The sequence below is a fragment of the Micromonospora okii genome (assembly GCF_020884795.1).
In the GTDB taxonomy this organism is placed as follows: domain Bacteria; phylum Actinomycetota; class Actinomycetes; order Mycobacteriales; family Micromonosporaceae; genus Micromonospora; species Micromonospora okii.
In genome coordinates, this window is record NZ_BBZF01000012.1 from 729,159 (window position 1) to 756,149 (window position 26,991).

Below are 26,991 nucleotides of genomic sequence, written 5' to 3' on the forward strand. Positions count from 1 at the left end.
GTCGGGACACCGCCATGTCGGCGACACGGGCGGCCAGCCAGCCAGCCCAGCCCACCCGCCGGCGGCCCGTCAGAGGCGGCGGTCCGTCAGAGGCGGCGGGCCTCGATGATGCGGTGCAGGAACTGGCGGGTGCGGGGCTCCGTCGGGTCGCCCAGCACCCGCTCCGGGGGGCCGGACTCGACCACCCAGCCGCCGTCGAGGAAGCAGACCTCGTCGGCGACCTCCCGGGCGAAGGCCATCTCGTGGGTGGCCAGCACCATCGTCATCCCCTCGGCCTTCAGGTCCCGGATCAGCGTCAGCACCTCGCCGACCAGCTCCGGGTCCAGCGCCGAGGTGACCTCGTCCAGCAGCATCAGCCGGGGCGAGTTGGCCAGCGCGCGGACGATCGCCACCCGCTGCTGCTGCCCGCCGGAGAGCCGGTCCGGGTAGTCGTCCGCCTTCGCCGCCAGCCCCACCCGGTCGAGCAGCTCCCGGGCCTGCGCCGCCGCCTCGGCCCGGGACCGCCCGTGCACCCGGACCGGGGCGAGGGTGATGTTGTCGAGCACGCTCAGGTGCGGGAAGAGGTTGTACGACTGGAAGACCATCCCGATCCGGCGGCGCACCCGGTCCGGGTCGACCCGGGGGTCGGAGACGTCCTGGCCGTCCAGCTCGATGGTGCCGTCGTCGAGGGGCTCCAGCAGGTTGAGGCAGCGCAGCAGCGTCGACTTGCCCGACCCGGACGCCCCGATCAGCGCCACCACCCGGTGCTCGTCGACGGTCAGGTCCAGCCCGTCGAGCACGACGTGGCCGGCGTACGTCTTGCGCAGCCCCCGGCACCGCAGCAGCGTCACCGCGCGCTCCTTCCCTGGCGGCGGGCCGCCCGCAACGTCACCGCGTCGGTGACCGCGATCAGCGGGATCGCCAGCAGCACGAACAGCACCCCGGCCACGATGTACGGCGTGTAGTTGAACGTCTCGGCGGTGGCGATCTGCGCGGCGCGCACCGCGTCGATCGGCCCGGCGAGGGAGACCAGCCCGACGTCCTTCTGCATCGCGACCACGTCGTTGAGCAGGGGCGGGGCCACCCGGCGGACGGCCTGCGGCAGCACGACGTGCCGCATGGTCTGCCGGTAGGTCAGCCCGAGCGACCGCGCCGCCGCGAGCTGGCTGGGGTGCACCGACTCGATGCCGGCCCGGAACACCTCGGCCAGGTACCCGCCGTAGGTGAGCACCAGCGCCAGCCCGCCGAGCACCAGCACCGACGGCATCCCCTGCAACCGCAGGCCGGGCACGCCGAGGGTGAGCAGGTAGAGCACGATGATCAGCGGCAGGCCCCGGAACGTGTACGTGTACCCGGCCGCGAGGGCCCGGACCGGGAAGAAGACCGGGCCGCGCAGCGTGCGCGCGAGGGCGATCAGCAGCCCGAGCAGCAGCGCGCCGGCCGCGCAGCAGACCAGCAGCCGGACGTTGAGCCAGAGCCCGGTGAGCACCTCGGGCAGCGCGTCCCGGGCGACCGCCGGGTCGCCGAAGGACGCCCGGACCCGGTCCCAGCCGGGCGCGCCGGTGACCGCGACGACCAGCAGCGTGCCGAGCACCGCCGTGGACGCGGCGGCGACCAGCACGCTGGTCACGGTCTGCCGGCGGCGGTACGCGGCCCGCCGCCGCTGCGCCTCGGAGGGTACGTGCGGACTCGGCGGGAGGTGGGGTGGCGCGAGGGTCATGTCAGCTCGGCCGCGCCCGCCGTCTTGCCCAGCCACTTCTGCTCCAACTGCCGGAGCGTGCCGTCGGCGGCGAGCTGGTCGACCGCCCCGCTGACGCAGCCGGTGAGCGGGGAGCCCCGGTCCAGCAGCAGCCCGAACGCCTCGGGCGAGCCGACCTGGGGGAGCTGCCCGACGATCGTCGTGTCGGTGAGCTCCGCGCCGGTGATGTAGAAGGCGGTCGGCAGGTCCACCACGAGGCCGTCGATCTGCCCGTTCTGGAGCGCCTTCTTGGCGTCGTCGTTGCTGTTGTAGACCTGCGGCTTCGCCGTCGGCTTCACGACCTGGGTGATCGCCTGGTAGCTGGTGGTGCCGACCTGGGCGCCGAGCTTCGCGTCGCGCAGGTCGGCCAGGGTCGTCCGCCCCGCGATCTTCGCGGATTTGCGGGCGACCACGGCCTGCCGCACCAGGTAGTACGGCGCGGAGAAGTCCACGGCCTTCTTCCGCTCCTCCGTGATGGAGAACTGGTTGATGTCGAAGTCGAACTCCTTCGGGCCGGGCGCGACGGCGACGTCGAACTTCGTCCGGGTCCAGGTGACGTCCTCGCGGGCGTACCCGAGCTTGCCGGCCACCGCGTAGGCGACGGCGGCCTCGAAGCCCTCGCCGTTGTCCGGCTTGTTGTCGGTGAACCACGGCGCGTAGGCCGGGTCGTCGGTGGCGACGGTGAGCCGGCCCGGGGTCCGGGTGGGCAGCTTCTCCTTGGCGCAGGCCGCGCCGCCGGTGGCGGCGGGGGCGGCGGTGGGGGTGGCGTCGTCCTGGGGCGCGCAGGCGGTGACCGCGGCGAGGGTGGCCCCGGCGGCGGCGAGCGCGACGGTACGGGTGCTGGGCATGGCGGACAGCGTAGAGCCGACGCAGGTCGTCGCGCAGGTCCGTCCCACCATGCTGGTAGGAGATGGCGGGAAGCCGCTGCCGCGCCGTCGGGACCCGCCGCGCGCCCCGCCCACACCGTGCTGGAAGAATCGCACGACGTGAAGACGTTCGAGGAGTTGTTCGCCGAGCTGCAGGCCAAGGCCGCCGCCGGCACCCCCGGCTCGGGCACGGTCGCCGCGCTGGAGAAGGGGGTGCACTTCATCGGCAAGAAGGTCGTCGAGGAGGCGGCCGAGTCGTGGATGGCGGCCGAGCACGAGGGCCCGGAGCGGGCGGCCGAGGAGATCTCCCAGCTTCTCTACCAGGCGCAGGTGCTCATGCTGGCCACCGGCCTCGAGCTGAAGGACGTCTACCGACATCTGTGAGTGCGCGCCCGCTGATCCTCTCCACCGATCGAAGGAGCACTCCGACATGCTGCGTGTCGCCATTCCCAACAAGGGCACCCTGGCCGAGCCGGCCGTGCAGATGCTGCGCGAGGCCGGCTACCGGCAGCGCCGCGACCCCAAGGACCTGGTCTGCCGGGACGAGGCCAACGACGTCGAGTTCCTCTACCTGCGTCCCCGGGACATCGCCACCTACGTCGGCTCCGGCGACCTGGACCTCGGCATCACCGGCCGGGACCTGCTGGTCGACTCCGGGGCCCCGGCCGAGGAGGTGGTGGACCTCGCCTTCGGCGGCGCGACCTTCCACTTCGCCGCCCGCCCCGGCACCATCGCCTCCGCCAAGGAGCTGGGCGGCCACCGGGTCGCCACCGCGTACCCGGGGGTGGTCCGGCGCTACCTCGACGACCACGGGCTGAACGCCGACGTCATCCGCCTCGACGGCGCGGTGGAGAACGCCGTGCGCCTCGGCGTGGCCGACGTGGTGGCCGACGTGGTCTCCACGGGGGCCACCCTGCGCCAGGCCGGCCTGGAGATCGTCGGCGATCCGCTGCTGGTCTCCTCGGCGGTGCTGGTCCGCCGCGCCGACGCCCCCGAGCACCCGCAGGCCGCGCAGCTCCTGCGCCGGCTGCACGGGGTCCTGGTCGCCCGGCGGTACGTGATGCTCGCCTACGACGTGCCGGCCGGGCTGCTCGACCGCGCCAGCTCCCTGACCCCCGGCATCGAGTCGCCCACCGTCTCCCCGCTGCACCGCGAGGGCTGGGTGGCGGTGCAGGCGATGGTGCGCCGCGACGACGTGCACCGGATCATGGACGAGCTGTACGAGCTGGGCGCCCGCGCCATCCTGGTCACCAACATCCACGCCTGTCGCCTGTGAGCGTGCCGGGGGCGGGTGGCAGACTGTGAGGGTGAGCGGAACCGACGTGGTGACCCTGCGGCCCCGACGCATCCGGCTGGTCTGCTGGGTCTCGGCCGTCGTCGTGCTGGTGGTGTTCAGCCTGATCGCCACCTCGCTGACGGGCGGCACCGGCAACGGCTACGGCACCTTCCAGCGCGGCGACCAGGCCGCCATGATCGGCCTGGGCGTCTTCGCCGCGCTCGCCATCCTGCTGTTCACCCGCCCCCGCGTCGAGGCCGACGCCCTCGGCGTGCGGGTGCGCAACCTGCTCGGCGCGCACGAGCTGCCGTGGGAGGTCGTGCGCGGGGTGCGCTTCGACCGGGGCGCGCCGTGGGCGAGCCTGGAGCTGCACGACGACGACCTGCTGCCGATGATGGCCCTCCAGGCGGCCGACAAGGAGTTCGCGGTCGACGGGGTGCGCGCCCTGCGCCGGCTGCACCAGGCCCACCTCGCGACCCTCGCCGAGGGCGCGACCGGCCGGTGAGCCCCGCCGGCCCCCGCGCGACGCCCCGGCCGGCACGGCGCTGACCTGCGCGCCCGGTTTGAGGTCCGTCGGGCGAGGGTGTAGTGTTGCTGAGTCGACCAGACTGCCCCCGTGTCCCACGAGCGGGCGGTCTCGAAGCGGAGCGCCTGCTCCCACCCGAGTCGCCACATCCGGTGGCCGGGTCCGGTCACCGGTTCCGGGCACCCCCCGGTCCCGGATGCGCGATCCTGTGATCGTGCCGACCGGTCGAGCGGGCCCTGGCACATGCCGGGGCCTTCTGCTTTCCGGGTCGGCCCCCACCCACGGGGGCTGCGGAGTCGGCCACTAGCAGAACTCGACTCGAGGAGGCCCCATCAGCGTCGAACCACGCGTGAACGAGCAGATCCGGGCACGTGAGGTCCGACTGGTCGGCCCCGAGGGTGAGCAGGTGGGCATCGTCCCGCTGGAGCGCGCCCTTCAGCTGGCCGCGGACGTCGACCTGGACCTGGTCGAGGTTGCGCCGATGGCGCGCCCGCCGGTGTGCAAGCTCATGGACTTCGGCAAGTTCAAGTACGAGAGCGCACTCAAGGCGCGCGAAGCGCGGCGTAACCAGCAGCAGACCGTCATCAAGGAGATGAAGCTCCGGCCGAAGATCGACCCGCACGACTACGAGACCAAGAAGGGTCACGTGGTGCGGTTCCTCAAGGCCGGCGACAAGGTCAAGGTGACGATCATGTTCCGCGGTCGGGAGCAGAGCCGCCCGGAGCTGGGTTACCGGCTCCTGCGCCGGCTCGAATCCGAGATCACGGAGCTGGGATACGTCGAGGCCGCTCCGAAGCAGGACGGCCGAAACATGATCATGGTTCTCGCTCCGCACCGGGCCGTCAAGGCCTCCGCGGTCGCCGCTACGGCGTCCCGTGGTGCTCCCCGGGACCGGGCCGCGGAGGAATCCGCAGCTCCGGCTGAGGGCGGGACCCCGGCGGCCGGCGAGACCGCAGCAGCCGGCGAGACCGGCACGACCGCCGACACCAGCGGTCAGTAACAGGGGAGAGACGTTCCAAATGCCGAAGATGAAGAGCCACACGGGCATGGGTAAGCGGGTCAAGGTGACCGGCAAGGGCAAGATCGTTGCCCAGCAGGCGGGCCTCCGGCACAACCTGGAGAAGAAGCCCTCCACCCAGACCCGTCGGCTGACCGGCACCGTCGTGCTGGCCAAGGCCGATGTCAAGCGCATCAAGAAGCTGCTCGGCCGCTGACGCGCGCCACCTGAACCGAAGAAGGAGTTGAGATGGCACGCGTCAAGCGGGCTGTGAACGCCCAGAAGAAGCGTCGTACCCTGCTGGAGACCGCGAGTGGCTACCGCGGTCAGCGCTCCCGGCTGTACCGCAAGGCCAAGGAGCAGGTGCTGCACTCGATGCAGTACGCCTACCGGGACCGTCGCGACCGCAAGGGCGACTTCCGGCAGCTCTGGATCACCCGGATCAACGCGGGCGCCCGCGCCAACGGGATGACCTACAACCGGCTGATCCAGGGCCTGCGCCTGGCCGGCGTCGAGGTCGACCGCAAGATCCTGGCCGACCTGGCCGTCAACGACGCCACCGCCTTCGCGGCGATCGTCGAGGTCGCCCGCGTCGCCGTGGCGGCCGAGGGCACCGGCGGCGCGGCGGCCCAGGCCGCCTGATCCGCCAGCACCCGACCGAGGCGCCCGCCGCGTCGTCCCCGACGCGCGGCGGGCGCCTCGGTCGCGCTGGGGAGCCGCACACCATGACCTTCACCCCGCGTACCCCCCGGATCGTCGCCGCCCGCCGGCTGCACCGCCGCCGGGACCGCGACGCCGCCGGTCGGTTCCTCGCCGAGGGCCCGCAGGCCGTCCGGGAGGCCCTCGCCCGCGCCGGCACCGTCGTCGAGCTGTTCGGCACCCCGGCGGCCCTCGACCGGCACGCCGACCTCGCCGCGCAGGCGGCCCGCGCCGACGTGCCCGTCTCCGAGGTCACCGACGACGCCCTCGCCGCGCTCGCCGAGACCGTCGCCCCGCAGGGCCTCGTCGCCGTCTGCCGGCACCTGGACGTGCCGCTGGACGCCGCGCTCGCCGCAGGCCCCCGCCTCGTCGCGGTGCTCGCCGAGATCCGTGACCCGGGCAACGCCGGGACCGTGCTGCGCACCGCCGACGCCGCCGGGGCCGGGGCGGTGGTCTTCGCCGGCGACGCGGTCGACCCGTACAACGGCAAGTGCGTGCGGGCCTCCGCCGGCAGCCTCTTCCACGTCGACGTGGTCCGCGCGCCCGACCCCGTCGCCGTGGTCGCCGCGCTGCGGGCCGCCGGCCTCGCCGTCCTCGCCACCACCGGGTACGGCGACCGCGACCTCGACGACCTCGCCGACGCCGGCGCCCTCGCGGCGCCGACCGCCTGGCTGTTCGGCTCGGAGGCGCACGGGCTGCCCGAGGAGCTGACCGCCGCCGCCGACGCCCGGGTCCGGGTGCCGCTGCACGGGCGCGCCGAGAGCCTGAATCTGGCGGCGGCCGCCGCCGTCTGCCTGTACGCTTCAGCCAGAGCACTGCGCCGACGCCCGTGAGGGGCGCCGGGCGCGGTCCCACAGCAGGGGAGCAGTCCGACGATGGTGAACGCGCCACGGCGTTCGTTTAGCCAGCCCGCCGGTGTCGGCGGGCGGCGGGCCTGACCCTTCCCCCTGCGCGACCTCCCACCGGCGGGCTGCGGCGCAGCCGCGCGTCCGTAGACTCGCTTCGCCGCCCGTGACGGGCCGGCGCCGCCGTGAGGGAGTGCCCGTACGCCATGACCTATCGCAACGATCCGTACGACCCGAAGCAGGTCGCCCTGCTCGACCCGGAGGCCCTGGCCGGGGCCGTGGCCGACGCCGAGCGGGCGTTCGCCGCCGCCGCCGACCCGGACGCGCTGGCCGCGCTGCGCCCGGCGCACCTCGGCGACCGCTCCCCGGTCTCCCTGGCCCGCCGGGAGATCGGCGCGCTGCCGCCAGCCGCGAAGGCCGACGCCGGCAAGCGGGTCAACGAGTCCCGCCGGGCGATCGAGGCCGCCTACGCCGCCCGCGCCGAGGTCGTCGAACGCGAGCAGGCCGAGCGGGTGCTGGTGGAGGAGCGGGTGGACGTCACCCTGCCCTACGACCGCCGGCCGCGCGGCGCCCGGCACCCGCTGAGCACCCTCATGGAGCAGATCAGCGACCTCTTCGTCGGGATGGGCTACGAGGTGGCCGAGGGGCCCGAGGTCGAGCTGGAGTGGACCAACTTCGACGCCCTCAACATCCCCGCCGACCACCCGGCGCGGGGCCTGATGGACACCTTCCACATCGCGCCGCCGCCCGGCGCGGACAGCTCCGGCCTGGTGCTGCGCACCCACACCTCCCCGGTGCAGGCGCGCACCATGCTCACCCGACGGCCGCCGATCTACGTGGTGGTCCCCGGCCGGGTCTACCGCACCGACGAGCTGGACGCCACCCACGCCCCCGTCTTCCACCAGGTCGAGGGCCTGGTGGTCGACAAGGGCATCACGATGGCGCACCTGCGCGGCACCCTCGACCACTTCGCCCGCGCCATGTTCGGCGAGGGCGCGAAGACCCGCTGGCGGCCGCACTACTTCCCGTTCACCGAGCCGTCGGCCGAGTTCGACGTGTGGTTCCCCGAGCACCGCGACGGGCCGCGCTGGGTCGAGTGGGGCGGCTGCGGCATGGTCAACCCGCGGGTGCTGCGGGCCTGCGGGATCGACCCGGAGGTCTACTCCGGTTTCGCGTTCGGCATGGGCATCGACCGCACCGTGATGTTCCGCCACGGGGTCAGCGACATGCGGGACATGGCCGAGGGCGACGTGCGGTTCACCCGCGCGTTCGGCGTCTGACGGCCCGGGCACGAGTAACGGAGACGGTGGTCTAACAGTCATGCGAGTTTCTGTCAGTTGGCTGCGGGAGTACGTCGACCTCCCCGTCGACCTGCCCGCCGACGACCTGGAGCAGGCGCTGGTCGACCTCGGCATCGAGGTCGAGTCGGTCGCCGACCTGCGGGCGAGCGTCACCGGCGCGCTGGTCGTCGGCGAGGTCCTGGAGATCGAGGAGCTCACCGGCTTCAAGAAGCCGATCCGGTTCTGCCGGGTGGACGTCGGGGCGGCCAACGGCACCGGCGAGCCCCAGGAGATTGTCTGCGGGGCGCGCAACTTCGCCCCCGGCGACCGGGTCGTGGTGATCCTCCCCGGCGGCGTGCTGCCCGGCGGCTTCGCCATCGGCGCGCGCAAGACGTACGGGCGCAACTCCGCGGGCATGATCTGCTCCGCGAAGGAGCTGGGCCTGGGCGACGACCACTCGGGCATCATCGTGCTGCCCGAGGACGCCAAGGCCGCCCCCGGCGACGACGCGCGCGGCGTGGTCGGCCTCGACGACGTGGTGGTCGAGCTGGAGATCACCCCCGACCGGGGGTACGCCCTCAGCGTGCGCGGCATCGCCCGGGAGCTGGCCCACGCCCTCGGCGTGCCGTTCCGCGACCCGGGGCTGACGCCCGCGCCGGGCGGGACGGCCGAGCCGGCGTACCCGGTCGAGGTGCGCGACACCGTCGGCTGCGACCGGTTCGCCGCCCGGATGGTGCGGGGAATCGACCCGACCGCGCCCACGCCCGGCTGGATGCAGCGGCGGCTCACCGTCGCGGGCGTGCGCAGCATCTCCCTGGCCGTCGACGTCACCAACTACGTGATGCTCGAACTGGGCCAGCCCATGCACGCCTTCGACGCCGACCGGCTCTCCGGGCCGCTGGTGGTGCGCCGGGCCGAGGCGGGGGAGAAGCTGACCACCCTGGACGGGGTGACCCGCACGCTGGCCGTAGAGGACATGGTCATCGCCGACGCCGGGCTGCCCAACGCCCTCGCGGGCGACGACGCCGGGGTGCCGATCTCGCTCGCCGCCGTGATGGGCGGCGAGACCAGCGAGGTCGTCGCCTCCACCACGAACGTGCTCTTCGAGGCCGCGCACTGGGACCCGGTGATGGTCGGGCGCACCGCCCGCCGGCACAAGCTGTTCAGCGAGGCGGCGAAGCGCTGGGAGCGGGGCGTCGACCCGGCCCTGCCGCTGGTCGCGATCGAGCGGGCGGTGCGGCTGCTCACCGAGCACGCCGGCGGCACCCCCGGGGCCGAGATCCTCGACCTCGACCACGTCGCGCCGCGTACCCCGGTGACCCTGCCGGCGGACCTGCCGAGCCGGCGGGTGGGCGTGGCCTACTCGCCGGAGCGGGTGGTGTCGCTGCTGGAACAGGTCGGCTGCCACGTCACCAGGGGCGTCGACCGGCTCGGCGAGGACGCGGGCTCCGCCGCCGTCCCGGCCGCCGGCGGCGCGGACGCGCTCACCGTCGTGCCCCCGAGCTGGCGGCCCGACCTCACCGACCCGGCCGACCTGGTCGAGGAGGTGGTCCGCCTCGACGGGTACGACCGGGTGCCGTCGGTGCTGCCCACCGCGCCCCCCGGCCGGGGGCTGACCTGGCAGCAGCGACGGCGACGGGCCGTGGCCCGCTCGCTGGCCGAGCGCGGGTACGTGGAGGTGCTGGCCCACCCGTTCGTCGCCGGTGAGCTGGCCGACCAGCTCGGCCTGCCCGCCGACGACCCGCGCCGGGCGGCGGTGCGGGTCGCCAACCCGCTGTCGGAGGAGGAGCCGCTGCTGCGCACCACGCTGCTCGGCCCGCTGCTGGGCATCCTGCGGCGCAACCTCGGCCGGGGCCACCGCGACGTCGCCCTCTACGAGATCGGCACGGTGTTCCACCCCCGCCCCGGCGTCGGCGCGCCGCCCGCGATGGGCGTCGACCGGCGGCCCACCGACGCGGAGTTCGCCGCCGCCGACGCGGTCGTGCCCGACCAGCCCCGGCACGTCGCCGTGGTGCTGACCGGGGACGCAGACCCGGCCGGCTGGTGGGGCGCGGGTCGACCGGCGGGCTGGGCGGACGCGATCGAGGCGGGGCGGGCGGTGCTCGCCGCCGCCGACATCCCCGCCGGGCGGGTCGAGGTGCGGGCCGCCGAGCACGCCCCCTGGCACCCGGGCCGCTGCGCCGAGCTGCTGGTCGACGGGGCCGTGGTCGGGCACGCCGGCGAGCTGCACCCGGCCGTGCTGGCCGCGCTGGAGCTGCCTCGGCGCACCAGCGCCATGGAGCTGGACCTCGACGCGCTGCCGCCCGCCCCGGTCGCCCCGGCCCCGACGATCTCCGGCTTCCCGCCGGCGCTGATCGACGTGGCCCTGGTGGTGGACGAGCGGGTGCCGGCCGCCGAGGTGCAGCGCGCCCTGGTCGAGGGGGCCGGCGAGCTGCTGGAGGCCGTGCGGCTGTTCGACGTGTACGCCTCGGAGCAGCTCGGCGCGGGGCGCAAGTCGCTGGCGTACAAGCTGACCTTCCGCGCCCCCGACCGGACGCTGACGGTCGAGGAGGCGGTGGCGGCCCGCGACGCGGCGGTGGCCCGCGCGGCGGACCGCGTCAACGCCACCCTCCGCGGCGCCTGAGGTGTAAGGAGGGGCCCCTTGTTAACGCTTCCTGTATAGGAAGGGGCCCCTCCTAACCACCCCGACAGCGGCCCGGCCAAGCTCACCGCCGGGCGGTTCGTCATTCTCATGCAGTCGAGTGCATGACCTTGCGATGGGACGCCGACCCGAGTAGCCTTCGCTGCATAGGCATGCGGAGGTGGGAATGGGTATTCGAGTCGCGGTCGCCGGGGCGAGTGGCTACGCCGGGGGTGAGCTGCTGCGCCTGATCGCCGGTCACCCGGAGTTCGACCTGGTCACCGCCACCGCGCACAGCCGGGCCGGCGCGCCGGTCAGCGCCGTACACCCGCAGCTCGCCGGGCTGGACCTGGTGTTCGCCGCGACCGAGCCGGCCGCCCTCGCCGACGCGGACCTGGTCTTCCTGGCCCTGCCGCACGGCGAGTCGGCGGCCCTCGCGGCGGCCCTGCCCGAGTCGGCCCGGGTGGTCGACCTGGGCGCGGACCACCGGCTGCGCGACGCGGCGGCCTGGTCGCGCTACTACGGCGGCGAGCACGCGGGGGCCTGGGCGTACGGCCTGCCGGAGCTGCCCGGCCAGCGCACGGAGATCACCGCCGCCACTCGGGTGGCCAGCACCGGCTGTTACGCGGCGGCAGTCACGCTCGCGCTCGCCCCGCTGGTCGCCGCCGGCGCGGTCGAGCCGGCCGACGTGGTGGTGGTCGCCGCCTCCGGCACCTCCGGCGCGGGCCGGGCCGCCAAGGTCCACCTGCTCGGCAGCGAGGTGATGGGCGACCTGTCGCCGTACAAGGTCGGCGCCCACCAGCACGTACCGGAGATCAAGCAGGCCACCGGCGCGACGAGCCTGTCGTTCACGCCGGTCCTCGCGCCGATGCCGCGCGGCATCCTCGCCACGGTCACGGCCGTGCCGACGGGCGACGCCGACCCGGCGGCGCTGCTCGCCGAGGCGTACGCGGACGCGCCGTTCGTGCACGTGCTGCCGCAGGGGGCCTGGCCGCACACCGCCGCCACCCTCGGCTCGAACTCCTGCCACCTCCAGGCGGGCGTCGACGCCGACTCGGGCCGGGTGATCGTGGTCAGCGCCATCGACAACCTCGGCAAGGGCGCGGCCGGCCAGGCCGTGCAGAACGCCAACCTGATGTTCGGCCTCCCCGAGACCACGGGCCTTTCTATCTTCGGAGTATCACCATGACCGTCACCGCTCCCAGGGGGTTCCGGGCGGCCGGGGTCGCCGCCGGGCTCAAGGCCGGCGGCGCGGGCGACGTCGCCCTCGTCGTCAACGACGGCCCGGACGCCGGAGTCGCCGGCGTCTTCACCGCCAACCGCGTCAAGGCGGCCCCCGTGCTCTGGACCCAGCAGGTCGTCCGGCACGGGGTGGCCCGTGCCGTGGTGCTCAACTCGGGCGGCGCGAACGCCTGCACCGGCCCGGGCGGCTTCCAGGACACCCACGCCACCGCCGAGCACACCGCCGCCGCGCTGACCTCGTCGAGCCCCCGGCTGCGGCTCGGCGCGGTGGACGTCGCGGTCTGCTCCACCGGCCTGATCGGCGAGCGGCTGCCGATGGAGAAGCTGCTGCCGGGCGTGCGCGCGGCGATCCGCGGCCTGTCCCGCGACGGCGGCACCGCAGCCGCCGAGGCAATCATGACCACCGACACCCGGCCGAAGACGACGGTGGCCGCCGGTAGCGGCTGGACCGTCGGCGGGATGGCCAAGGGCGCCGGGATGCTCGCCCCCGCCATGGCGACCATGCTCTGCGTGCTCACCACCGACGCGGTCGCCGGGCCGGAGACGCTCGACGCCGCCCTGCGCGCGGCGTGCCGGGTCACCTTCGACCGCGTCGACTCCGACGGCTGCATGTCCACCAACGACACGGTGCTGCTGCTCTCCAGCGGCGCGTCCGGCATCGAGCCGACCGAGGCCGAGCTGACCGAGGCGGTCACCGCCGCCTGCCACGACCTGGCCCAGCAGCTCGTCGCCGACGCGGAGGGCGCCACCAAGCAGATCGCCATCGACGTGGTGGGTGCCGCGAGCGAGGACGACGCGGTCGAGGTGGGCCGGTCGGTGGCCCGCAACAACCTGGTCAAGACGGCGCTGTTCGGCAACGACCCGAACTGGGGTCGGATCCTCGCCGCCGTCGGCACCACCGCCGCCGCCTTCGAGCCGGACCGCCTCGACGTCGCCGTCAACGGCGTGTGGGTGTGCCGGGCCGGGGCCGCCGCCGAGGACCGGTCGAAGGTGGACCTCACCGGGCGGGACGTGACCATCCGGATCGACCTGCACGCCGGGGACGCGGCGGCCACGGTCTGGACCAACGACCTGTCGCACGCGTACGTGCACGAGAACTCGGCGTACTCGACGTGACCATGAGCCTCAACGCCGATCTCGTCCGCGCCCAGGCCAAGGCCGAGACCCTGATCGAGGCGCTGCCCTGGCTGAGGCGCCTGGCCGGGGCCACCGTCGTGGTCAAGTACGGCGGCAACGCCATGGTCGACCCCGAACTCCAGCGGGCCTTCGCCGCCGACATGGTCTTCCTGCGGTACGCGGGCATCAAGCCCGTCGTCGTGCACGGCGGCGGGCCGCAGATCTCGGCCATGCTCGGCCGGCTGGGCATCGACAGCGAGTTCCGGGGCGGCCTGCGGGTCACCACGCCCGAGGCGATGGACGTCGTCCGGATGGTCCTCGTGGGCCAGGTCGGCCGGGAACTCGTCGGGCTGATCAACGCGCACGGCCCGTACGCCGTCGGTCTCTCCGGCGAGGACGCCGGCCTGTTCACGGCCGTGCGCCGCCCCGCGATCGTCGACGGCGAGCCGGTCGACGTCGGTCAGGTCGGCGACGTCGAGTCGGTGGACACGTCGGCGGTGACCGACCTGATCGCGGCGGGCCGCATCCCGGTGATCTCCACCGTCGCGCCGGACGCCGACGGGGTGCTGCACAACCTCAACGCCGACACCGCCGCCGCCGCGCTCGCGATCGCGCTCCAGGCCCGCAAGCTGGTCGTCCTCACCGACGTGGCCGGCCTCTACGCCGACTGGCCGGATACCGACAGCCTGGTCAGCGAGATCACCGCCGACGATCTGGCGAAGTTGCTGCCGTCCCTGGCCTCGGGGATGGTCCCGAAGATGGAAGCCTGCCTGCGGGCGGTGCGCGGGGGAGTCCCGGCCGCGCACGTCGTCGACGGCCGGGTCGCCCACTCCACGCTGCTGGAGGTCTTTACCTCGGAAGGATTCGGAACGATGGTGACCAACCCGTGAGCACGCTCGTGGAGCGCTGGCAACAGTCGCTGATGGACAACTACGGCACGCCGCCGCTCGCGCTGGTCTCCGGCTCCGGCGCCGTCGTGGTCGACGAGGCCGGCCGGGAGTACGTCGACCTGCTCGGCGGCATCGCGGTCAACGCCCTCGGCCACGCCCACCCCGCCGTGGTGGCCGCCGTGTCCAAGCAGGTCGCCACCCTGGGGCACGTGTCCAACCTGTTCGTCGCCGAGCCGCCGGTGGCCCTCGCCGAGCTGCTGCTGGCCCTCGCCGGCCGCCCCGGCCGGGTCTTCTTCGCCAACTCCGGCGCGGAGGCCAACGAGGCGGCGTTCAAGCTGTCCCGGCTGACCGGCCGCTCCCACGTCGTCGCCACCGCCGGCGGGTTCCACGGCCGGACCATGGGCGCGCTCGCCCTGACCGGCCAGCCGGCCAAGGCCGACCCGTTCCGTCCGTTGCCCGGCGACGTCACCCACGTCCCGTACGGCGACGCGGTGGCCCTCGCCGAGGCCGTGACCGACGCGACGGCCATGGTGATCCTGGAGCCGATCCAGGGCGAGAACGGCGTCGTCGTCCCGCCCGCCGGCTACCTCGCCGAGGCCCGGCGGATCACCGCCCGGCACGGCGCCCTGCTGGTGCTCGACGAGGTGCAGACCGGCGTCGGCCGCACCGGGCACTGGTTCGCCCACCAGGCCGAGGGCGTGGAACCGGACGTCGTCACCCTCGCCAAGGGGCTCGGCGGCGGCCTGCCCATCGGCGCCTGCCTGGCCTTCGGCCCGGCCGCCGAGCTGCTCAAGGCCGGTTCGCACGGCACCACCTTCGGCGGCAACCCGGTGAGCTGCGCCGCCGCCCTCGCCGTGGTCTCCACCATCGCCCACGAGGGGCTGCTCGACCACGTCAAGCGGGTCGGCGAGCGGCTGCGCCGGGGGATCGAGGCGCTCGGCCATCCCCTGGTCGCGCAGGTGCGCGGCGCGGGCCTGCTGCTCGGCATCGTGCTGGCCGCCGACGTGGCCGGCCCGTTGGCCACCGCCCTGCGCGAGGCCGGGTTCCTGGTCAACCCGGTGCAGCCGGGCGTGGTCCGGCTCGCCCCGCCGCTGATCCTCTCCACCGACCAGGTCGACGCGTTCCTCGCCGCCCTGCCGGCCGCCCTGGCGGCTGCGGCCCCCGCTCCCGCCTCCATCCCCGCCCCTGCTCCCGCTTCCGCTTCCGAGGAGACACCCGCGTGACCCGCCACCTGCTGCGCGACGACGACCTCTCGCCCGCCGAGCAGGCCGCCGTGCTCGACCTCGCCACCCTCATGAAGCTGGAGCGGTACGCCCACAAGCCCCTCGCCGGGCCGAGGTCGGTGGCGGTGCTGTTCGACAAGCAGAGCCTGCGCACCCGGATCTCCTTCGACGCCGGCATCGCCGAGCTGGGCGGCCACCCGCTCGTGGTGGACACCCAGGTCACCCACTTCGGCCGGGGCGAGGCCCTCGCCGACGCCGGCCGGGTGCTGTCCCGGTACGTGGCCGCGATCGTGCTGCGCACCCACGGCGACGACCGGATCGCCGAGGTGGCGGCCGGGGCGAGCGTGCCGGTGGTCAACGCCCTCACCGACGGCTTCCACCCCTGCCAGCTCCTCGCCGACCTGCTCACCGTCCGCGAGCGGTGCGGCGGCACCCACGGCCGCACCCTGGCGTACGTGGGGGACGCGGCGAACAACATGTCGCACTCGTACCTGCTGGCCGGGGCGACGGCCGGCATGCACGTGCGGGTGGCCGGGCCGGAGGGGTTCGACCCCGACCCGGCGGTGCTGGCCCGGGCCGCCGAGATCGCCGCCGGCACCGGCGGGTCGGTGCGCGCGCTGCGCGACCCCGTCGAGGCGGTACGCGACGCCGACGTGATCGCCACCGACACCTGGACCTCGATGGGGCAGGAGGCCGACGGGCTGGACCGGATCACCCCGTTCCTGCCGTACCAGGTCGACAAGGTGCTGCTCGGGCACGCCGCGCCGGAGGCGTTCGTGCTGCACTGCCTGCCGGCGCACCGGGGCGAGGAGATCACCGACGAGGTGCTCGACGGCCCGCGCAGCGCGGTGTTCGACCAGGCGGAGAACCGGCTGCACGCCCAGAAGGCGCTGCTGACGTTCCTGCTGGCGGAGCAGCGATGACGGGCTCGCTGACGCGCGCCGCCCGGCACGCCCGCATCGTCGAGCTGATCCGGGCCCGGGCGGTCCGCTCGCAGACCGAGCTGGCCGACCTGCTCGCCGGCGACGGCGTCGCGGTCACCCAGGCCACCCTGTCGCGGGACCTGAAGGAGCTGGGGGCGGTCACCGCCCGGGGCGGCGACGGGCGCACCGTGTACGTCATCCCCGAGGACGGCCACCGGCCGCTGCGCGACGCCGAGGCCGCACCGGCCCGGCTGGTCCGGCTGCTGCGGGAGCTGCTCAACGAGGTCGACTCCAGCGGCAACATCGCCGTGCTGCGCACCCCGCCGGGCGCAGCTCACTACCTGGCCAGCGCGTTGGACCGGGCGGGCCTGCCCGAGGTCGTCGGCACCATCGCCGGTGACGACACCATCCTCGTCGTGGCCCGCGAGGCAGACGGCGGGGCCGCGCTGGGCGAGAGGCTCGCCGCGTGGTCCCGCCGCGAAGAGCAAGTCGAAGGGAGCAGCGCATCATGACCGAGCGGGTCGTCCTTGCGTACTCCGGAGGGCTGGACACCTCCGTCGCCATTCCGTACCTGGCCGAACAGACCGGCGCCGAGATCATCGCGGTCGCGGTGGACGTCGGGCAGGGCGGCGAGGACCTCGACGCCATCCGGCAGCGCGCCCTGGACTGCGGGGCCGTGGAGTCGGAGGTGGTCGACGCGCGCGACGAGTTCGCCGCCGACTACTGCCTGCCGGCGATGCGGGCCAACGCCCTCTACATGGACCGGTACCCGCTGGTCTCCGCGCTGTCCCGGCCGCTGATCGTCAAGCACCTGGTGGCCGCGGCCCGCAAGCACGGCGGCACCGTCGTGTCGCACGGCTGCACGGGCAAGGGCAACGACCAGGTGCGCTTCGAGGTCGGCCTGGGCGCGCTCGCCCCCGACCTGAAGATCATCGCCCCGGCCCGGGACTTCGCCTGGACCCGGGACAAGGCCATCGCCTTCGCCGAGGAGAAGGGGCTGCCGATCGACGTGTCGGCCAAGTCGCCGTACTCCATCGACCAGAACCTGTGGGGCCGGGCCGTGGAGACCGGCTTCCTGGAGGACATCTGGAACGCCCCGATCGAGGACCTGTACTCGTACACGTCCGACCCGGCGCAGGAGCGCGACCCCGACGAGGTCGTGATCACCTTCGACGCCGGCGTGCCGGTGGCGATCGACGGCGAGACCGTCACCCCGTACCAGGCGATCCGTGAGCTGAACCGGCGCGCGGGCGCGCAGGGCGTCGGCCGCCTCGACATGGTCGAGGACCGCCTGGTCGGCATCAAGAGCCGCGAGGTGTACGAGGCCCCCGGCGCGATCGCGCTGATCACCGCCCATCAGGAGCTGGAGGCGGTCACCGTCGAGCGGGACCTGGCCCGGTTCAAGCGCGGCGTCGACCAGCGCTGGGGCGAGCTGGTCTACGACGGCCTGTGGTTCTCCCCGCTGAAGAAGGCCCTGGACGCCTTCATCGACGACGCCCAGCAGCAGGTCTCCGGCGAGGTGCGGCTGGTGCTGCACGGCGGCCGGGCCACCGTCACCGGCCGGCGCTCCGAGGCGAGCCTGTACGACTTCGGCATGGCCACCTACGACACCGGCGACACCTTCGACCAGTCCCTCGCCAAGGGATTCGTGCAGCTCTGGGGCCTGCCGAGCAAGATGGCCGCCGCCCGGGACGCCCGGTTGGGTCAGGTGGCGTCGTGACCTTCACAATGGGCGGCGTGGACGACAAGAGCCTCACCGAGAACAGCGCCGCGACCAACCGTACGAGCCTGTGGGGTGGCCGGTTCGCCGGCGGCCCCTCCGAGGCGCTGGCCCGCCTGTCGGTCAGCGTGCAGTTCGACTGGCGCCTCGCCCCGTACGACCTCGCCGGGTCCCGGGCGCACGCCCGGGTCCTCGCGGGCGCGGGCCTGCTCGACCCGGAGGAGCTGGGGAAGATCCTGGCCGCCCTGGACGACCTGGAGGCGGCCTGCGCCTCCGGGGCGTTCCGCCCGACGGTGGACGACGAGGACGTACACACCGCCCTGGAGCGCGGCCTGCTGGAGCGCCTCGGCGGCCTCGGGGGCAAGCTGCGCGCCGGCCGGTCCCGCAACGACCAGGTCGCCACCGACCTGCGGCTCTACCTGCGCGACCACGCCCGGGGCGTGGCCGCGCGGCTGGTCGAGCTGGCCGAGGCCCTGGTCGAGCAGGCGGGGCGGCACGTGGACACGGCCGCGCCGGGGATGACCCACCTCCAGCATGCCCAGCCGGTCACCTTCGGCCACTGGCTGCTGGCGCACGTGCAGCCGCTGCTGCGCGACCTGGAGCGGCTGCGCGACTGGGACCACCGCACCGCGGTCAGCCCGCTCGGCGCGGGCGCGCTCGCCGGTTCGGGCCTGCCGCTGGACCCGGGGGCGGTGGCGAAGGAGCTGGGCTTCCGCACGTCCTTCGCCAACTCGATGGACGCCGTCGCCGACCGCGACTTCGTCGCGGAGTTCCTCTTCGTCACCGCGATGGTCGGGGTGCACCTGTCCCGCCTCGGCGAGGAGGTGGTGCTCTGGACGTCGCAGGAGTTCGGCTGGGTCGAGCTGGACGACTCCTTCGCGACCGGGTCGTCGATCATGCCGCAGAAGAAGAACGCGGACATCGCCGAGCTGGCCCGGGGCAAGTCCGGCCGGCTCGTCGGCGGGCTGATGAGCGTGCTCACCATGCTCAAGGGCCTGCCGATGGCGTACGACCGGGACATGCAGGAGGACAAGGAGCCGGCCTTCGACGCGGTCGACACCCTGGAGCTGCTGCTGCCGGCCCTCGCGGGAATGATCTCCACCATGACGGTACGCGTCGACCGCCTGGTCGCCGCCGCCCCGGTCGGCTTCTCCCTGGCCACCGAGGTCGCCGACTGGCTGGTCCGCCGCGACGTGCCGTTCCGGGACGCGCACGAGATCACCGGGAAGCTGGTGGCGCTCTGCGTGGCCCGCGACTGCGCCCTCGACGAGCTCTCCGACGCCGACCTCGCGGCGGTCAGCGAGCGACTCGACCCGTCGGTGCGCGACGTGCTGTCGGTCTCCTCGGCCCTCGCCGCCCGGACCACCCCGGGCTCCACCGGCCCCGGGCCGGTCGCCGACCAGCTCGCCACCGCCGCCGACCTGCTGGCGGGCTGGCGGGAGTGGGCCGCCGAGGCGGTCGTGCCCCGCTGACGACACCGTCGTGACGCGGCGCGCGGGAACCTCCCGCGCGCCGCGTCGCTCGTTGCGCCGGGCGCGCCCTTGGCCAGGGTGCCGGCCTTGTCGAACAGCACCGCGTCGCCGGTGCACGTCCGCTCCGACGCGAGACGGTCCTTGACGAGGATGCCGGCTCGCGCGGACACTGCGGCAGGGCGCAGGGCGGCCAGTTCCCACCAGAAGGCCAGGTCGAACAGCCCGAAGCTGGTCGCCAGCGACGCCGCGTAGGCGACGGTGATGGCCATGGCGATCAGCAGCATCATGCCCGGCGTCCGGCCTCGGACCTCGGCGGTGGCGCCGACGAGGAACGGCCAGCCGCCGTGGGAGAACACGATCGGGCCCAGGACCGGCCCGATGAGGTTCATGCCGGGGAAGCCCAGGGGGTAGCCGAACCAGCCCGTCACCAGGTGGCTGGTCACCACGATCGGGACGGTCAGGGCCAGGCTGGGCCAGGGGTGCAGCGCAAGGGTGATGGCAGAGGCGACCGGGTGGGGCGTCAGCCGCGTTTCATGAGGCGGCCGACGGCGGCCATCATCTCGCTGGCCATCTCGTCGGCACGGCCTTCGGCGGCGCCTTCATGCATGCAGTGCCGGGCGTGGCCGTCGAGCAGGCCGAGGGCGACCTTGTCGAGGGCGGCCTGGATGGCGGAGATCTGGGTGAGCACGTCGATGCAGTAGCGGTCGTCGTCGACCATGCGCTCGACACCGCGGACCTGACCCTCGATGCGGCGCAGCCGGGCGGAGAGTTGGTCCTTGGTGGCGGTGTAGCCGCGGGTGGGGGCGGGGGTCGTCATGCACCCATCATACAACCCCCGGGGGGTATGACGTGGTCGCGTGACGAGCGCCGCGTCGGCCAGGCTGACCGAGAGCGATGCCCGGTGCGCGTCGACGCGGTGCGATCGACATCCTCGGCGGACGCCGAGGTGGGCCCTGGTCGGTGAGAAGCACGGTGGAACGCCGGGACGCAGCCTGCCCCGGCGGTGGCGTCGGGGAACGGCCGGCGCAGGCGGAGGTACTCCCGGGGGTGGCGGTCAAGGCGTCGATGACACCGTGGGTGACAGCGAGCGGGACCGCCCCCGCACGCCGCTGATCGGCCCGGGACGGTGTGTCCGGAGGGGCATCGCGACTGTCGAGGGAGGCTCAGGCGGATCGGCGAAGGATGGCACGACGGGCGGTGGGACCAGCGCGGCGCTGTGCTGGTCCCAGGGCGTGCCGCCGGACCGAGGGGCCCGGCGGCACGCGCGCCGTTCAGGCGGTGACCACCTCGTAGCCGGCTTCCTCGACGGCCTCGGTGACAGCCTCGTCGCTGACCGGCGCGGCGCTGATCACCGTGAGTCGGCCCGCGCTGACGTCGACCTTGACGTCGGTCACCCCGTCGATCTTGGTGACTTCCGCGGTCACCGAACCAGCGCAGTGGTCACAGGTCATTCCCTTGACCGTGTACGTACTGGACGCCATCGCACTCCTCCTCGCGAACCCATGGACCAAGTCCGTGCCGAATACCGTTACCCGGCACGTGTATGTAACCATACCCCCCAGGCGTATGCGCGGTCGCGGTCGGCGAAGGGCCGTGGCCGCCGCAACAACGAACAGCAGCGCAGTAGCAAGGGGGATCCATGGGCGAGACAAGGCCGCGGGTGCTGGTCGTCGGGGCGGGAGCGGCGGGCAGTGCCGCCGCCGCTGAGCTGGCCCGCGCCGGCACCGTCGACGTGGTGGTGGTCGGCGCCGAGCCGCGGATCCCTAATAATTTCAGGATTGACTTATATAAGGACGGCTGGAATTCTTGGCCCCGAGGAAAGGGGGCACCATGATCCGAGTGGCCGTGACCAGCGTCTTCGTCGACGACCAGGAGAAGGCGCTGCGCTTCTACACCGAGGTGCTGGGCTTCGCCGTCGGCCACGACGTGCCGCTGGGTGGCGACGCCCGCTGGCTCACCGTCGTCTCGCCGGGCGACCCCGAGGGCGTGCACCTGCTGCTGGAGCCGAACCAGACCCCCGTGGCGCGGGCGTACCAGCGGGGGGTCCGCGAGGCCGGCCTGCCGGTGATCATCTTCGCCGTTGACGACCTTGCCAAGGAGCACGAACGGCTCACCGGCCTCGGCGTCACCTTCACCGCTCCGCCCACCCCGACCGGGCCTGTGCTGAGCGCCGTCCTCGACGACACCTGCGGCAACCTGGTCAGCCTCCAGCAGCCGCTCGCCTGACCCCGGTTTGCCGATCCCGGCCGGGCGGCGTTTGCTGGCCGGATGGACCACCCGTGGCTTCGCGCCCCCGCCGCCCAGGTGCCGGAGACGGCGCGGACGCTGCTCGGCTGGGAGATCTCGGCCGACGCCGTCCGGATCAGGTTGACCGAGGTCGAGGCGTACGCCGGCACGGGGGAGGACCCCGCCTCGCACGCCCACCGCGGCCCCACCCCGCGCACGGCGGTCATGTTCGGGCCGGCCGGGCACGCCTACACGTACTTCGTGTTCGGTATGCACTGGTGCCTGAACATCGTCTGCGGCGGCGAGGGGGAGGCGGCGGCCGTCCTGCTGCGGGCGGGCGAGGTCGTCGAGGGCGTGGACGTCGCCCGCAAGCGGCGGGGAGAGGTGCCCGACCGGGACCTCGCCCGTGGTCCCGCCCGGCTGGTGGTCGCGCTCGGCGTCGACGCGGCGGCCAACGGCACGAACGTGCTCGACGGCAGCGGGCCGCTGCTGCTGACGCCGCCGTCGCGGCCGGTCGACCCGGCGGCCGTCTCCGCCGGCCCCCGGGTCGGGGTGGCCGCCGCGCACGAGGTGCCGTGGCGGTTCTGGATCACCGGGGACCCGACCGTGAGCCCGTACCGCCGGCACGTGCCCCGCGTCCGGCGCTGACCCGCTACCGCGCCGCCCGCTCCTCCGGCGCGTCCGTGCGGTTCTGTCGGACCCTGTGGCCATAATCACGCCATCCGGCTCCGGCTCACGACCGAAGGGCACGCCATGACGACTCTCCTCGCGATCGGCACCGCCAAGGGCCTCTTCCTGGCCACCAGCACAGACGGCCGACGGAGCTGGGAGGTCAGCGGCCCACACTTCGCGATGAGCGGGGTGTACGCGGTGGCGGTGGACAAGCGGCGGGCCACGCCCCGCCTGCTCGTCGGGTCGTCCAGCTCGCACTTCGGCCCCCGCCTGGCCACCAGCGACGACCTGGGGGCGTCGTGGCACGAGCCCGAGCTCGCCCCGGTCGCGTTCCCGGCCGACACCGGGGCGAGCCTCGGCCGGGTGTGGCAGCTCGCCCCCGCCGGGACGGCCGAGCCCGACGTGGTCTGGGCCGGCACCGAGCCGTCGGCGCTGTTCCGCTCGACCGACGGGGGCCACACCTTCGAGCTGGTCCGCGCCCTCTGGGACCACCCGCACCGCCCGGAGTGGGGCGCGGGCTTCGGCGGCCAGGCGATCCACACCGTCCTGCCCCACCCGCACGACCCGGCGCGGGTCATGGTCGCCATGTCCAGCGGCGGGGTCTACCGCTCCGCCGACGCGGGGGCGAGCTGGGCGCCGGGCAACACCGGCATCCGCGCCTACTTCCTGCCCGACCAGTGGCCCGAGTTCGGCCAGTGCGTCCACAAGATGGCGCGGGACGCCGGCGATCCCGAGCGGCTCTACGCCCAGAACCACCACGGGGTCTACCGCTCCGACGACGGGGGCGACACCTGGGCGTCGATCGCCGAGGGGCTGCCCAGCGACTTCGGCTTCCCGATCGTGGCCCACCCCACCCGCCCCGGGATGATCTGGTCGTTCCCCCTCATCGCCGACCACTCGCGCTTCCCGGCCGACCACCGCTGCCGGGTCTACCGCTCCGCCGACGCGGGCGCGACGTGGGAGCCGCTCTCCGCCGGGCTGCCCGACGGGCCCTTCTACCCGGCGGTGCTGCGCGACGCGATGTGCGCCGACGACGCCGATCCGGCCGGGGTCTACTTCGGCACCCGCTCCGGCGACGTCTACGCCAGCCGCGACGAGGGCGACTCCTGGTCGTTGGTCGCCGCCCACCTGCCCGACGTGCTCTGCGTCCGGGCCGCGGAGGTCTGAGTGGTCACCGTCCTGCTGCCCGGCCCGCTGCGCGACGAGGCCGGCGGCGCGGCGCGGCTCACAGTCGGTGCCGAGGGGACGCTGCACGCCGTCCTCGACGAGCTGGCCGAGCGGTGGCCCCGGCTGGCCCGCCGGCTGCGCGACGAGCGCGGCGAGCTGCGCCGGTACGTCAACGTCTACGTCGACGGGGAGGACTGCCGGCACGTCGGCGGCCTCGACGCGCCGGTCCGGGCGGGGGCGGAGGTGCAGGTCCTCCCCTCGGTGGCCGGCGGCTGAGCCGCCCTGGAGGCCGGCGGCCGAGCGGCACCGCTCGGTGGCCGGCGGTGGAGCCGCGCCGCGCCGGCTCCACCGCCCCCCGCGTGCGCGACGCCCGCGACGCCGGCCCGCCCACCGGAATGCTTGACGCGTCAAATATGTTGTGCGCTACGTCCGGGGCCGGTGAGGCCCGGTAGCCACACGAGGAGCCGTCATGCAATTCGGGGTCTTCACCGTCGGAGACGTCACCGTCGACCCGACCACCGGGCGGGAGCCGTCGGAGCACGAGCGGATCAAGGCGATGGTGACCATCGCCCGCAAGGTCGAGGAGGTCGGTCTCGACGTCTTCGCCACCGGCGAGCACCACAACCCGCCGTTCGTGCCGTCGTCGCCCACGACCATGCTGGGCTGGATCGCCGCGCGCACCGAGCGGCTGCTGCTCTCCACCGCGACCACGCTGATCACCACCAACGACCCGGTGAAGATCGCCGAGGACTACGCGATGCTCCAGCATCTCGCCGACGGCCGCGTCGACCTGATGCTCGGCCGGGGCAACACCGGGCCGGTGTACCCCTGGTTCGGGCAGGACATCCGCAACGGCATCCCGCTGACCATCGAGAACTACGACCTGCTGCGCCGGCTGTGGCGCGAGGACGTGGTCGACTGGTCCGGCAAGTTCCGCACCCCGTTGCAGTCGTTCACGTCCACGCCGCGCCCGCTCGACGGCGTGCCGCCGTTCGTCTGGCACGGCTCGATCCGCAGTCCCGAGATCGCCGAGCAGGCCGCGTACTACGGCGACGGCTTCTTCGCCAACCACATCTTCTGGCCGAAGGAGCACACCCAGCGGATGGTCGGCCTCTACCGGGAGCGCTTCGCCCACTACGGTCACGGCTCGCCCGACCAGGCGATCGTCGGCCTCGGCGGGCAGGTGTTCATGCGGCGCAACTCCCAGGACGCGGTCCGCGAGTTCCGCCCGTACTTCGACAACGCGCCGGTCTACGGCCACGGGCCGTCGCTGGAGGAGTTCACCGCGCAGACCCCGCTGACCGTGGGCAGCCCGCAGCAGGTGATCGACCGCACCCTCGGTTTCCGGGACTACGTGGGCGACTACCAGCGGCAGCTCTTCCTGGTCGACCACGCCGGTTTGCCGCTGAAGACGGTGCTGGAGCAGCTCGACATCCTCGGCGAGGAGGTGGTGCCGGTGCTGCGGCGCGAGTTCGACGCCCTGCGCCCCGCGCACGTGCCCGAGGCGCCGACGCACGCCTCGCTGCGCGCCGCGCGGGCCGCCGACGCCGGGGCCGGCGTGGGCACGGAGACGGGCCGATGAGCCGCCGTACGCTGGCCGTGGTCTCCGCGGGCCTCGGGCGGCCCTCGACCACCCGGCTGCTCGCCGACCAGCTCGCCGCCGCCACCCGCGACGAGCTGGCGGGGCAGGGCGTCGAGGTCGACCTGCGCCCGGTCGAGCTGCGCGACCACGCCCACGACGTGGTGAACAACCTGCTCACCGGCTTCCCGTCGGCCACCCTGCGCGAGGCGCTCGACGTCGTCTCCGGCGCCGACGGGGTCGTCGCGGTCACGCCGATCTTCAACGCGTCGTACAACGGGCTGTTCAAGTCGTTCTTCGACGTGCTGGACTCGGGTGCGCTGGCGGGCCGGCCGGTGCTGATCGCCGCCACCGGCGGTACCGCCCGCCACTCCCTCGCCCTGGAACATGCGGTCCGGCCGATGTTCGCGTACCTGCGTGCCGTGGTCGTGCCCACGGCGGTCTTCGCCGCGCCGGAGGACTGGTCGGGCGGCAGCGCCGAGGGCGCCCTGCGCGCCCGCATCGTCCGCGCCGCCGGCGAGCTGGCCGACCAGGTGCGGCCGCGGCCCGCCGCCGCGCCGCCGGACCCGTTCGCGCTCACCACCAGCTTCGACGAGCTGCTGGCCGGCCGCGACCCGGCCTGACCGTTCCGTCCCCACCACCTGAGCCCCGCCACCCTCGGCGGGGCTCAGGCGTCTCGGCGGGACTCACGTCCTCGGCGCGGGGCCCTGGCGTCCTCGGCCGTGCCCGGCCGTCTTCGGCCGCGCGCTCCGCCGACCTCGGGCCGGCTTCTCCAGCCGGTTCCGGTTCAGCCGGCCTCGGGTCGGTGGGCGACCAGCACGGGGCAGTGGGCGTGCTGCACCAACGCCTGGCTGACCGAGCCGAGCAACAGCCCGGTGAAGCCGCCGTGCCCGCGCGAGCCGACCACCACCAGGGCGGCGTGCCCGCTCGCCTCGATCAGCGCCTGCTCGGCCTTGCCCGCCCGGAGCGGCCGCTGCTCGATCGCCAGGTCGGGGTGGGCCGCCCGCGCCTCGGCGGCAGCCGTGTCTAGCAGGCCGGCCGCCTCGGCCCCCGACTCCGCGACCTCGTCGGGCACCCGCCGGCCGGCGTCGCCCGCCACGACGTGCAGCAGCGTCAGGCCGACGCCCCGGCGGGCCGCCTCCTCGGCGGCGAGGACGACGGCGAGCCGCCCCGGCTCCGACCCGTCCACGCCGACGACCACCGGCCCGTCGACCGGGATCGGCTGCTCGGCCGGGCGCACCACCAGGACGGGGCAGTGCCCGTGCCCGGCCACCTGGGCGCTGACCGAGCCCAGCAGCAGGCCGGCGAAGCCGCCCAGGCCCCGGCTGCCCACCACGACCAGCTCCGCGTGGCGGGACTCCTCGACGAGGCTGGCCGCCGGGCCGCCGGCCACCTGGCGTACCCCCACGTCGAGGCCGGGCCAGCGCCCGCGCAGTTCCTCCGCGGTCTGGTCGAGCATCCGCCGGGACTCGGCGGTGGGCGCCGGCACCCCCAGGTCGTACGGGTTGACGGGCACGCCGTAGCCGAGCGGGTGGAGGTATCCGTGCACCAGCAGCAGCGGCCGGGACCGTCCCACGGCCACCCGCGCCGCGTGCTCGGCGGCGACCAGGCTCGACGGGGATCCGTCCACGCCCACGACGACAGGTCGGTTCATCAGCTCTCCCGGGCTCGGTCAGAGGATCATTGTCGGCGCCCCCGCCACCTTCGAGCGGCATTTGCGCCGGCACGCCCCACGGCGCGTCCGGTCCCGCACCGCGTCGGGGCCGGGCGCCGCGTTTGGAGGGGCCCCTTCCTATGCCAGATGCGATAGGAAGGGGCCCCTCCTTACCCCTCAGCGGGGGTGGCGGACGATCGCCAGGGGTGAGCGGACGTGGTGCAGCACGGCGTGGCTGACCGAGCCGAGCAGCAGCCCGCCCCAGGCGCCCCGGCCGCGCG

Annotated in this window: 31 protein-coding genes and 1 pseudogene; 24 read left to right on the top strand and 8 right to left on the bottom strand. The window is 74.3% G+C overall.

Annotated features, from left to right (window positions below; translation table 11 throughout):
* Nucleotides 1-86: 86 nt before the first annotated feature.
* Genes LPU43_RS02795 through LPU43_RS02805 form a run of 3 tightly spaced genes read right to left on the bottom strand, consistent with a single transcriptional unit; the run spans nt 87 to nt 2,565 of the window.
* Complete coding sequence (locus tag LPU43_RS02795; RefSeq protein ID WP_305073211.1) at nt 87-830, bottom strand: amino acid ABC transporter ATP-binding protein; 744 nt, start codon at nt 828-830, stop codon at nt 87-89.
* Nucleotides 827-1,699, bottom strand: a complete 873-nt coding sequence (locus LPU43_RS02800; RefSeq protein ID WP_229398504.1) for an amino acid ABC transporter permease — start codon at nt 1,697-1,699, stop codon at nt 827-829. Before LPU43_RS02800 ends, LPU43_RS02795 begins: the two co-directional genes overlap by 4 nt.
* Nucleotides 1,696-2,565 carry an ABC transporter substrate-binding protein gene (locus LPU43_RS02805; protein WP_229398507.1) on the bottom strand — a complete coding sequence of 290 codons (870 nt, stop codon included), beginning with the start codon at nt 2,563-2,565 and terminating at the stop codon, nt 1,696-1,698. The genes LPU43_RS02800 and LPU43_RS02805 overlap by 4 nt, the downstream gene beginning before the upstream one ends.
* 138 nt (nt 2,566-2,703) lie before the next feature.
* Here LPU43_RS02805 and LPU43_RS02810 point away from each other — a divergent pair, with 138 nt between their 5' ends.
* The 17 genes from LPU43_RS02810 (at nt 2,704) to argH (ending at nt 19,412) form a co-directional block, all read left to right on the top strand.
* Nucleotides 2,704-2,967, top strand: a complete 264-nt coding sequence (locus LPU43_RS02810; RefSeq protein ID WP_036375234.1) for a phosphoribosyl-ATP diphosphatase — start codon at nt 2,704-2,706, stop codon at nt 2,965-2,967.
* Between the two features lie 46 nt (nt 2,968-3,013).
* Nucleotides 3,014-3,859 (top strand): ATP phosphoribosyltransferase, encoded by an 846-nt coding sequence (gene hisG / locus LPU43_RS02815; protein ID WP_229398509.1) that lies wholly within the window; start codon nt 3,014-3,016, stop codon nt 3,857-3,859.
* A gap of 31 nt (nt 3,860-3,890) precedes the next feature.
* On the top strand, nt 3,891-4,364 hold the full coding sequence (locus tag LPU43_RS02820; RefSeq protein ID WP_229398511.1) for a PH domain-containing protein: 474 nt from the start codon (nt 3,891-3,893) through the stop codon (nt 4,362-4,364).
* A 370-nt stretch (nt 4,365-4,734) separates the two neighbouring features.
* A complete protein-coding gene (gene infC, locus LPU43_RS02825; RefSeq protein WP_229398512.1) occupies nt 4,735-5,385 on the top strand; it encodes a translation initiation factor IF-3 in 651 nt (216 codons plus the stop codon).
* Between the two features lie 19 nt (nt 5,386-5,404).
* Nucleotides 5,405-5,599 (top strand): 50S ribosomal protein L35, encoded by a 195-nt coding sequence (gene rpmI, locus LPU43_RS02830; protein WP_007458415.1) that lies wholly within the window; start codon nt 5,405-5,407, stop codon nt 5,597-5,599.
* A 32-nt stretch (nt 5,600-5,631) separates the two neighbouring features.
* The gene (gene rplT, locus LPU43_RS02835; RefSeq protein ID WP_229398514.1) at nt 5,632-6,024 is read left to right on the top strand and encodes a 50S ribosomal protein L20; all 393 of its coding nucleotides are present in this window, start codon (nt 5,632-5,634) and stop codon (nt 6,022-6,024) included.
* A gap of 83 nt (nt 6,025-6,107) precedes the next feature.
* Complete coding sequence (locus LPU43_RS02840) at nt 6,108-6,914, top strand: TrmH family RNA methyltransferase (protein ID WP_229398516.1); 807 nt, start codon at nt 6,108-6,110, stop codon at nt 6,912-6,914.
* A gap of 218 nt (nt 6,915-7,132) precedes the next feature.
* Nucleotides 7,133-8,206: a phenylalanine--tRNA ligase subunit alpha gene (gene pheS / locus LPU43_RS02845; protein ID WP_229398518.1), complete on the top strand. Its 1,074-nt coding sequence runs from the start codon at nt 7,133-7,135 to the stop codon at nt 8,204-8,206.
* 40 nt (nt 8,207-8,246) lie between these two features.
* Nucleotides 8,247-10,829, top strand: a complete 2,583-nt coding sequence (pheT, locus tag LPU43_RS02850) for a phenylalanine--tRNA ligase subunit beta (RefSeq protein ID WP_229398520.1) — start codon at nt 8,247-8,249, stop codon at nt 10,827-10,829.
* A 184-nt stretch (nt 10,830-11,013) separates the two neighbouring features.
* Nucleotides 11,014-12,015, top strand: a complete 1,002-nt coding sequence (gene argC / locus LPU43_RS02855; RefSeq protein ID WP_229398522.1) for an N-acetyl-gamma-glutamyl-phosphate reductase — start codon at nt 11,014-11,016, stop codon at nt 12,013-12,015.
* Nucleotides 12,012-13,184: a bifunctional glutamate N-acetyltransferase/amino-acid acetyltransferase ArgJ gene (gene argJ, locus LPU43_RS02860; protein ID WP_229398524.1), complete on the top strand. Its 1,173-nt coding sequence runs from the start codon at nt 12,012-12,014 to the stop codon at nt 13,182-13,184. Before argC ends, argJ begins: the two co-directional genes overlap by 4 nt.
* A gap of 2 nt (nt 13,185-13,186) precedes the next feature.
* Nucleotides 13,187-14,074, top strand: a complete 888-nt coding sequence (gene argB, locus LPU43_RS02865) for an acetylglutamate kinase (protein WP_229398527.1) — start codon at nt 13,187-13,189, stop codon at nt 14,072-14,074.
* On the top strand, nt 14,071-15,297 hold the full coding sequence (locus tag LPU43_RS02870) for an acetylornithine transaminase (RefSeq protein ID WP_229398529.1): 1,227 nt from the start codon (nt 14,071-14,073) through the stop codon (nt 15,295-15,297). The genes argB and LPU43_RS02870 overlap by 4 nt, the downstream gene beginning before the upstream one ends.
* Nucleotides 15,294-16,220 carry an ornithine carbamoyltransferase gene (argF, locus tag LPU43_RS02875; protein WP_229398531.1) on the top strand — a complete coding sequence of 309 codons (927 nt, stop codon included), beginning with the start codon at nt 15,294-15,296 and terminating at the stop codon, nt 16,218-16,220. Before LPU43_RS02870 ends, argF begins: the two co-directional genes overlap by 4 nt.
* Nucleotides 16,217-16,732 carry an arginine repressor gene (locus tag LPU43_RS02880; protein WP_229398534.1) on the top strand — a complete coding sequence of 172 codons (516 nt, stop codon included), beginning with the start codon at nt 16,217-16,219 and terminating at the stop codon, nt 16,730-16,732. Before argF ends, LPU43_RS02880 begins: the two co-directional genes overlap by 4 nt.
* Nucleotides 16,729-17,940 carry an argininosuccinate synthase gene (locus LPU43_RS02885; RefSeq protein ID WP_229398536.1) on the top strand — a complete coding sequence of 404 codons (1,212 nt, stop codon included), beginning with the start codon at nt 16,729-16,731 and terminating at the stop codon, nt 17,938-17,940. Before LPU43_RS02880 ends, LPU43_RS02885 begins: the two co-directional genes overlap by 4 nt.
* An 8-nt stretch (nt 17,941-17,948) precedes the next feature.
* Nucleotides 17,949-19,412 (top strand): argininosuccinate lyase, encoded by a 1,464-nt coding sequence (argH, locus tag LPU43_RS02890; protein ID WP_229398637.1) that lies wholly within the window; start codon nt 17,949-17,951, stop codon nt 19,410-19,412.
* Between the two features lie 182 nt (nt 19,413-19,594).
* Here the strand turns inward: argH and LPU43_RS28860 are convergent.
* The 3 genes and pseudogenes from LPU43_RS28860 to LPU43_RS02900 all read right to left on the bottom strand — a co-directional run.
* Nucleotides 19,595-19,888: pseudogene (locus LPU43_RS28860) on the bottom strand (heavy metal translocating P-type ATPase); the annotation flags it as partial.
* A gap of 44 nt (nt 19,889-19,932) precedes the next feature.
* Entirely contained in the window at nt 19,933-20,229 is a 297-nt protein-coding gene (locus LPU43_RS02895) for a metal-sensitive transcriptional regulator (protein ID WP_229398538.1), read from the bottom strand.
* 454 nt (nt 20,230-20,683) lie between these two features.
* Nucleotides 20,684-20,893 carry a heavy-metal-associated domain-containing protein gene (locus tag LPU43_RS02900; protein ID WP_229398540.1) on the bottom strand — a complete coding sequence of 70 codons (210 nt, stop codon included), beginning with the start codon at nt 20,891-20,893 and terminating at the stop codon, nt 20,684-20,686.
* Nucleotides 20,894-21,051: 158 nt separating this feature from the next.
* On the opposite strand from LPU43_RS02900, the gene LPU43_RS28865 reads away from it, so the two are divergent.
* From LPU43_RS28865 to LPU43_RS02930, 7 genes are all read left to right on the top strand, one after another.
* On the top strand, nt 21,052-21,246 hold the full coding sequence (locus tag LPU43_RS28865; protein WP_373321636.1) for an NAD(P)-binding protein: 195 nt from the start codon (nt 21,052-21,054) through the stop codon (nt 21,244-21,246).
* Nucleotides 21,246-21,638, top strand: coding sequence for a VOC family protein (locus LPU43_RS02905; protein ID WP_229398638.1), 393 nt, complete (start codon nt 21,246-21,248; stop codon nt 21,636-21,638). Before LPU43_RS28865 ends, LPU43_RS02905 begins: the two co-directional genes overlap by 1 nt.
* Before the next feature lie 42 nt (nt 21,639-21,680).
* Nucleotides 21,681-22,286: a DNA-3-methyladenine glycosylase gene (locus LPU43_RS02910; protein ID WP_229398542.1), complete on the top strand. Its 606-nt coding sequence runs from the start codon at nt 21,681-21,683 to the stop codon at nt 22,284-22,286.
* 105 nt (nt 22,287-22,391) lie between these two features.
* On the top strand, nt 22,392-23,477 hold the full coding sequence (locus LPU43_RS02915) for a WD40/YVTN/BNR-like repeat-containing protein (protein WP_229398544.1): 1,086 nt from the start codon (nt 22,392-22,394) through the stop codon (nt 23,475-23,477).
* Nucleotides 23,478-23,753: a ubiquitin-like small modifier protein 1 gene (locus LPU43_RS02920; protein ID WP_229398546.1), complete on the top strand. Its 276-nt coding sequence runs from the start codon at nt 23,478-23,480 to the stop codon at nt 23,751-23,753.
* Between the two features lie 193 nt (nt 23,754-23,946).
* The gene (locus LPU43_RS02925) at nt 23,947-25,059 is read left to right on the top strand and encodes an LLM class flavin-dependent oxidoreductase (protein ID WP_229398548.1); all 1,113 of its coding nucleotides are present in this window, start codon (nt 23,947-23,949) and stop codon (nt 25,057-25,059) included.
* The gene (locus LPU43_RS02930; RefSeq protein WP_229398551.1) at nt 25,056-25,679 is read left to right on the top strand and encodes an FMN reductase; all 624 of its coding nucleotides are present in this window, start codon (nt 25,056-25,058) and stop codon (nt 25,677-25,679) included. Before LPU43_RS02925 ends, LPU43_RS02930 begins: the two co-directional genes overlap by 4 nt.
* 164 nt (nt 25,680-25,843) lie before the next feature.
* Here LPU43_RS02930 and LPU43_RS02935 read toward each other — a convergent pair whose 3' ends face one another.
* Nucleotides 25,844-26,710, bottom strand: coding sequence for a universal stress protein (locus tag LPU43_RS02935; protein ID WP_229398553.1), 867 nt, complete (start codon nt 26,708-26,710; stop codon nt 25,844-25,846).
* A 177-nt stretch (nt 26,711-26,887) separates the two neighbouring features.
* Nucleotides 26,888-26,991 (bottom strand): universal stress protein (locus tag LPU43_RS02940; RefSeq protein ID WP_229398640.1); only part of this gene is annotated, 104 nt, incomplete at its 5' end.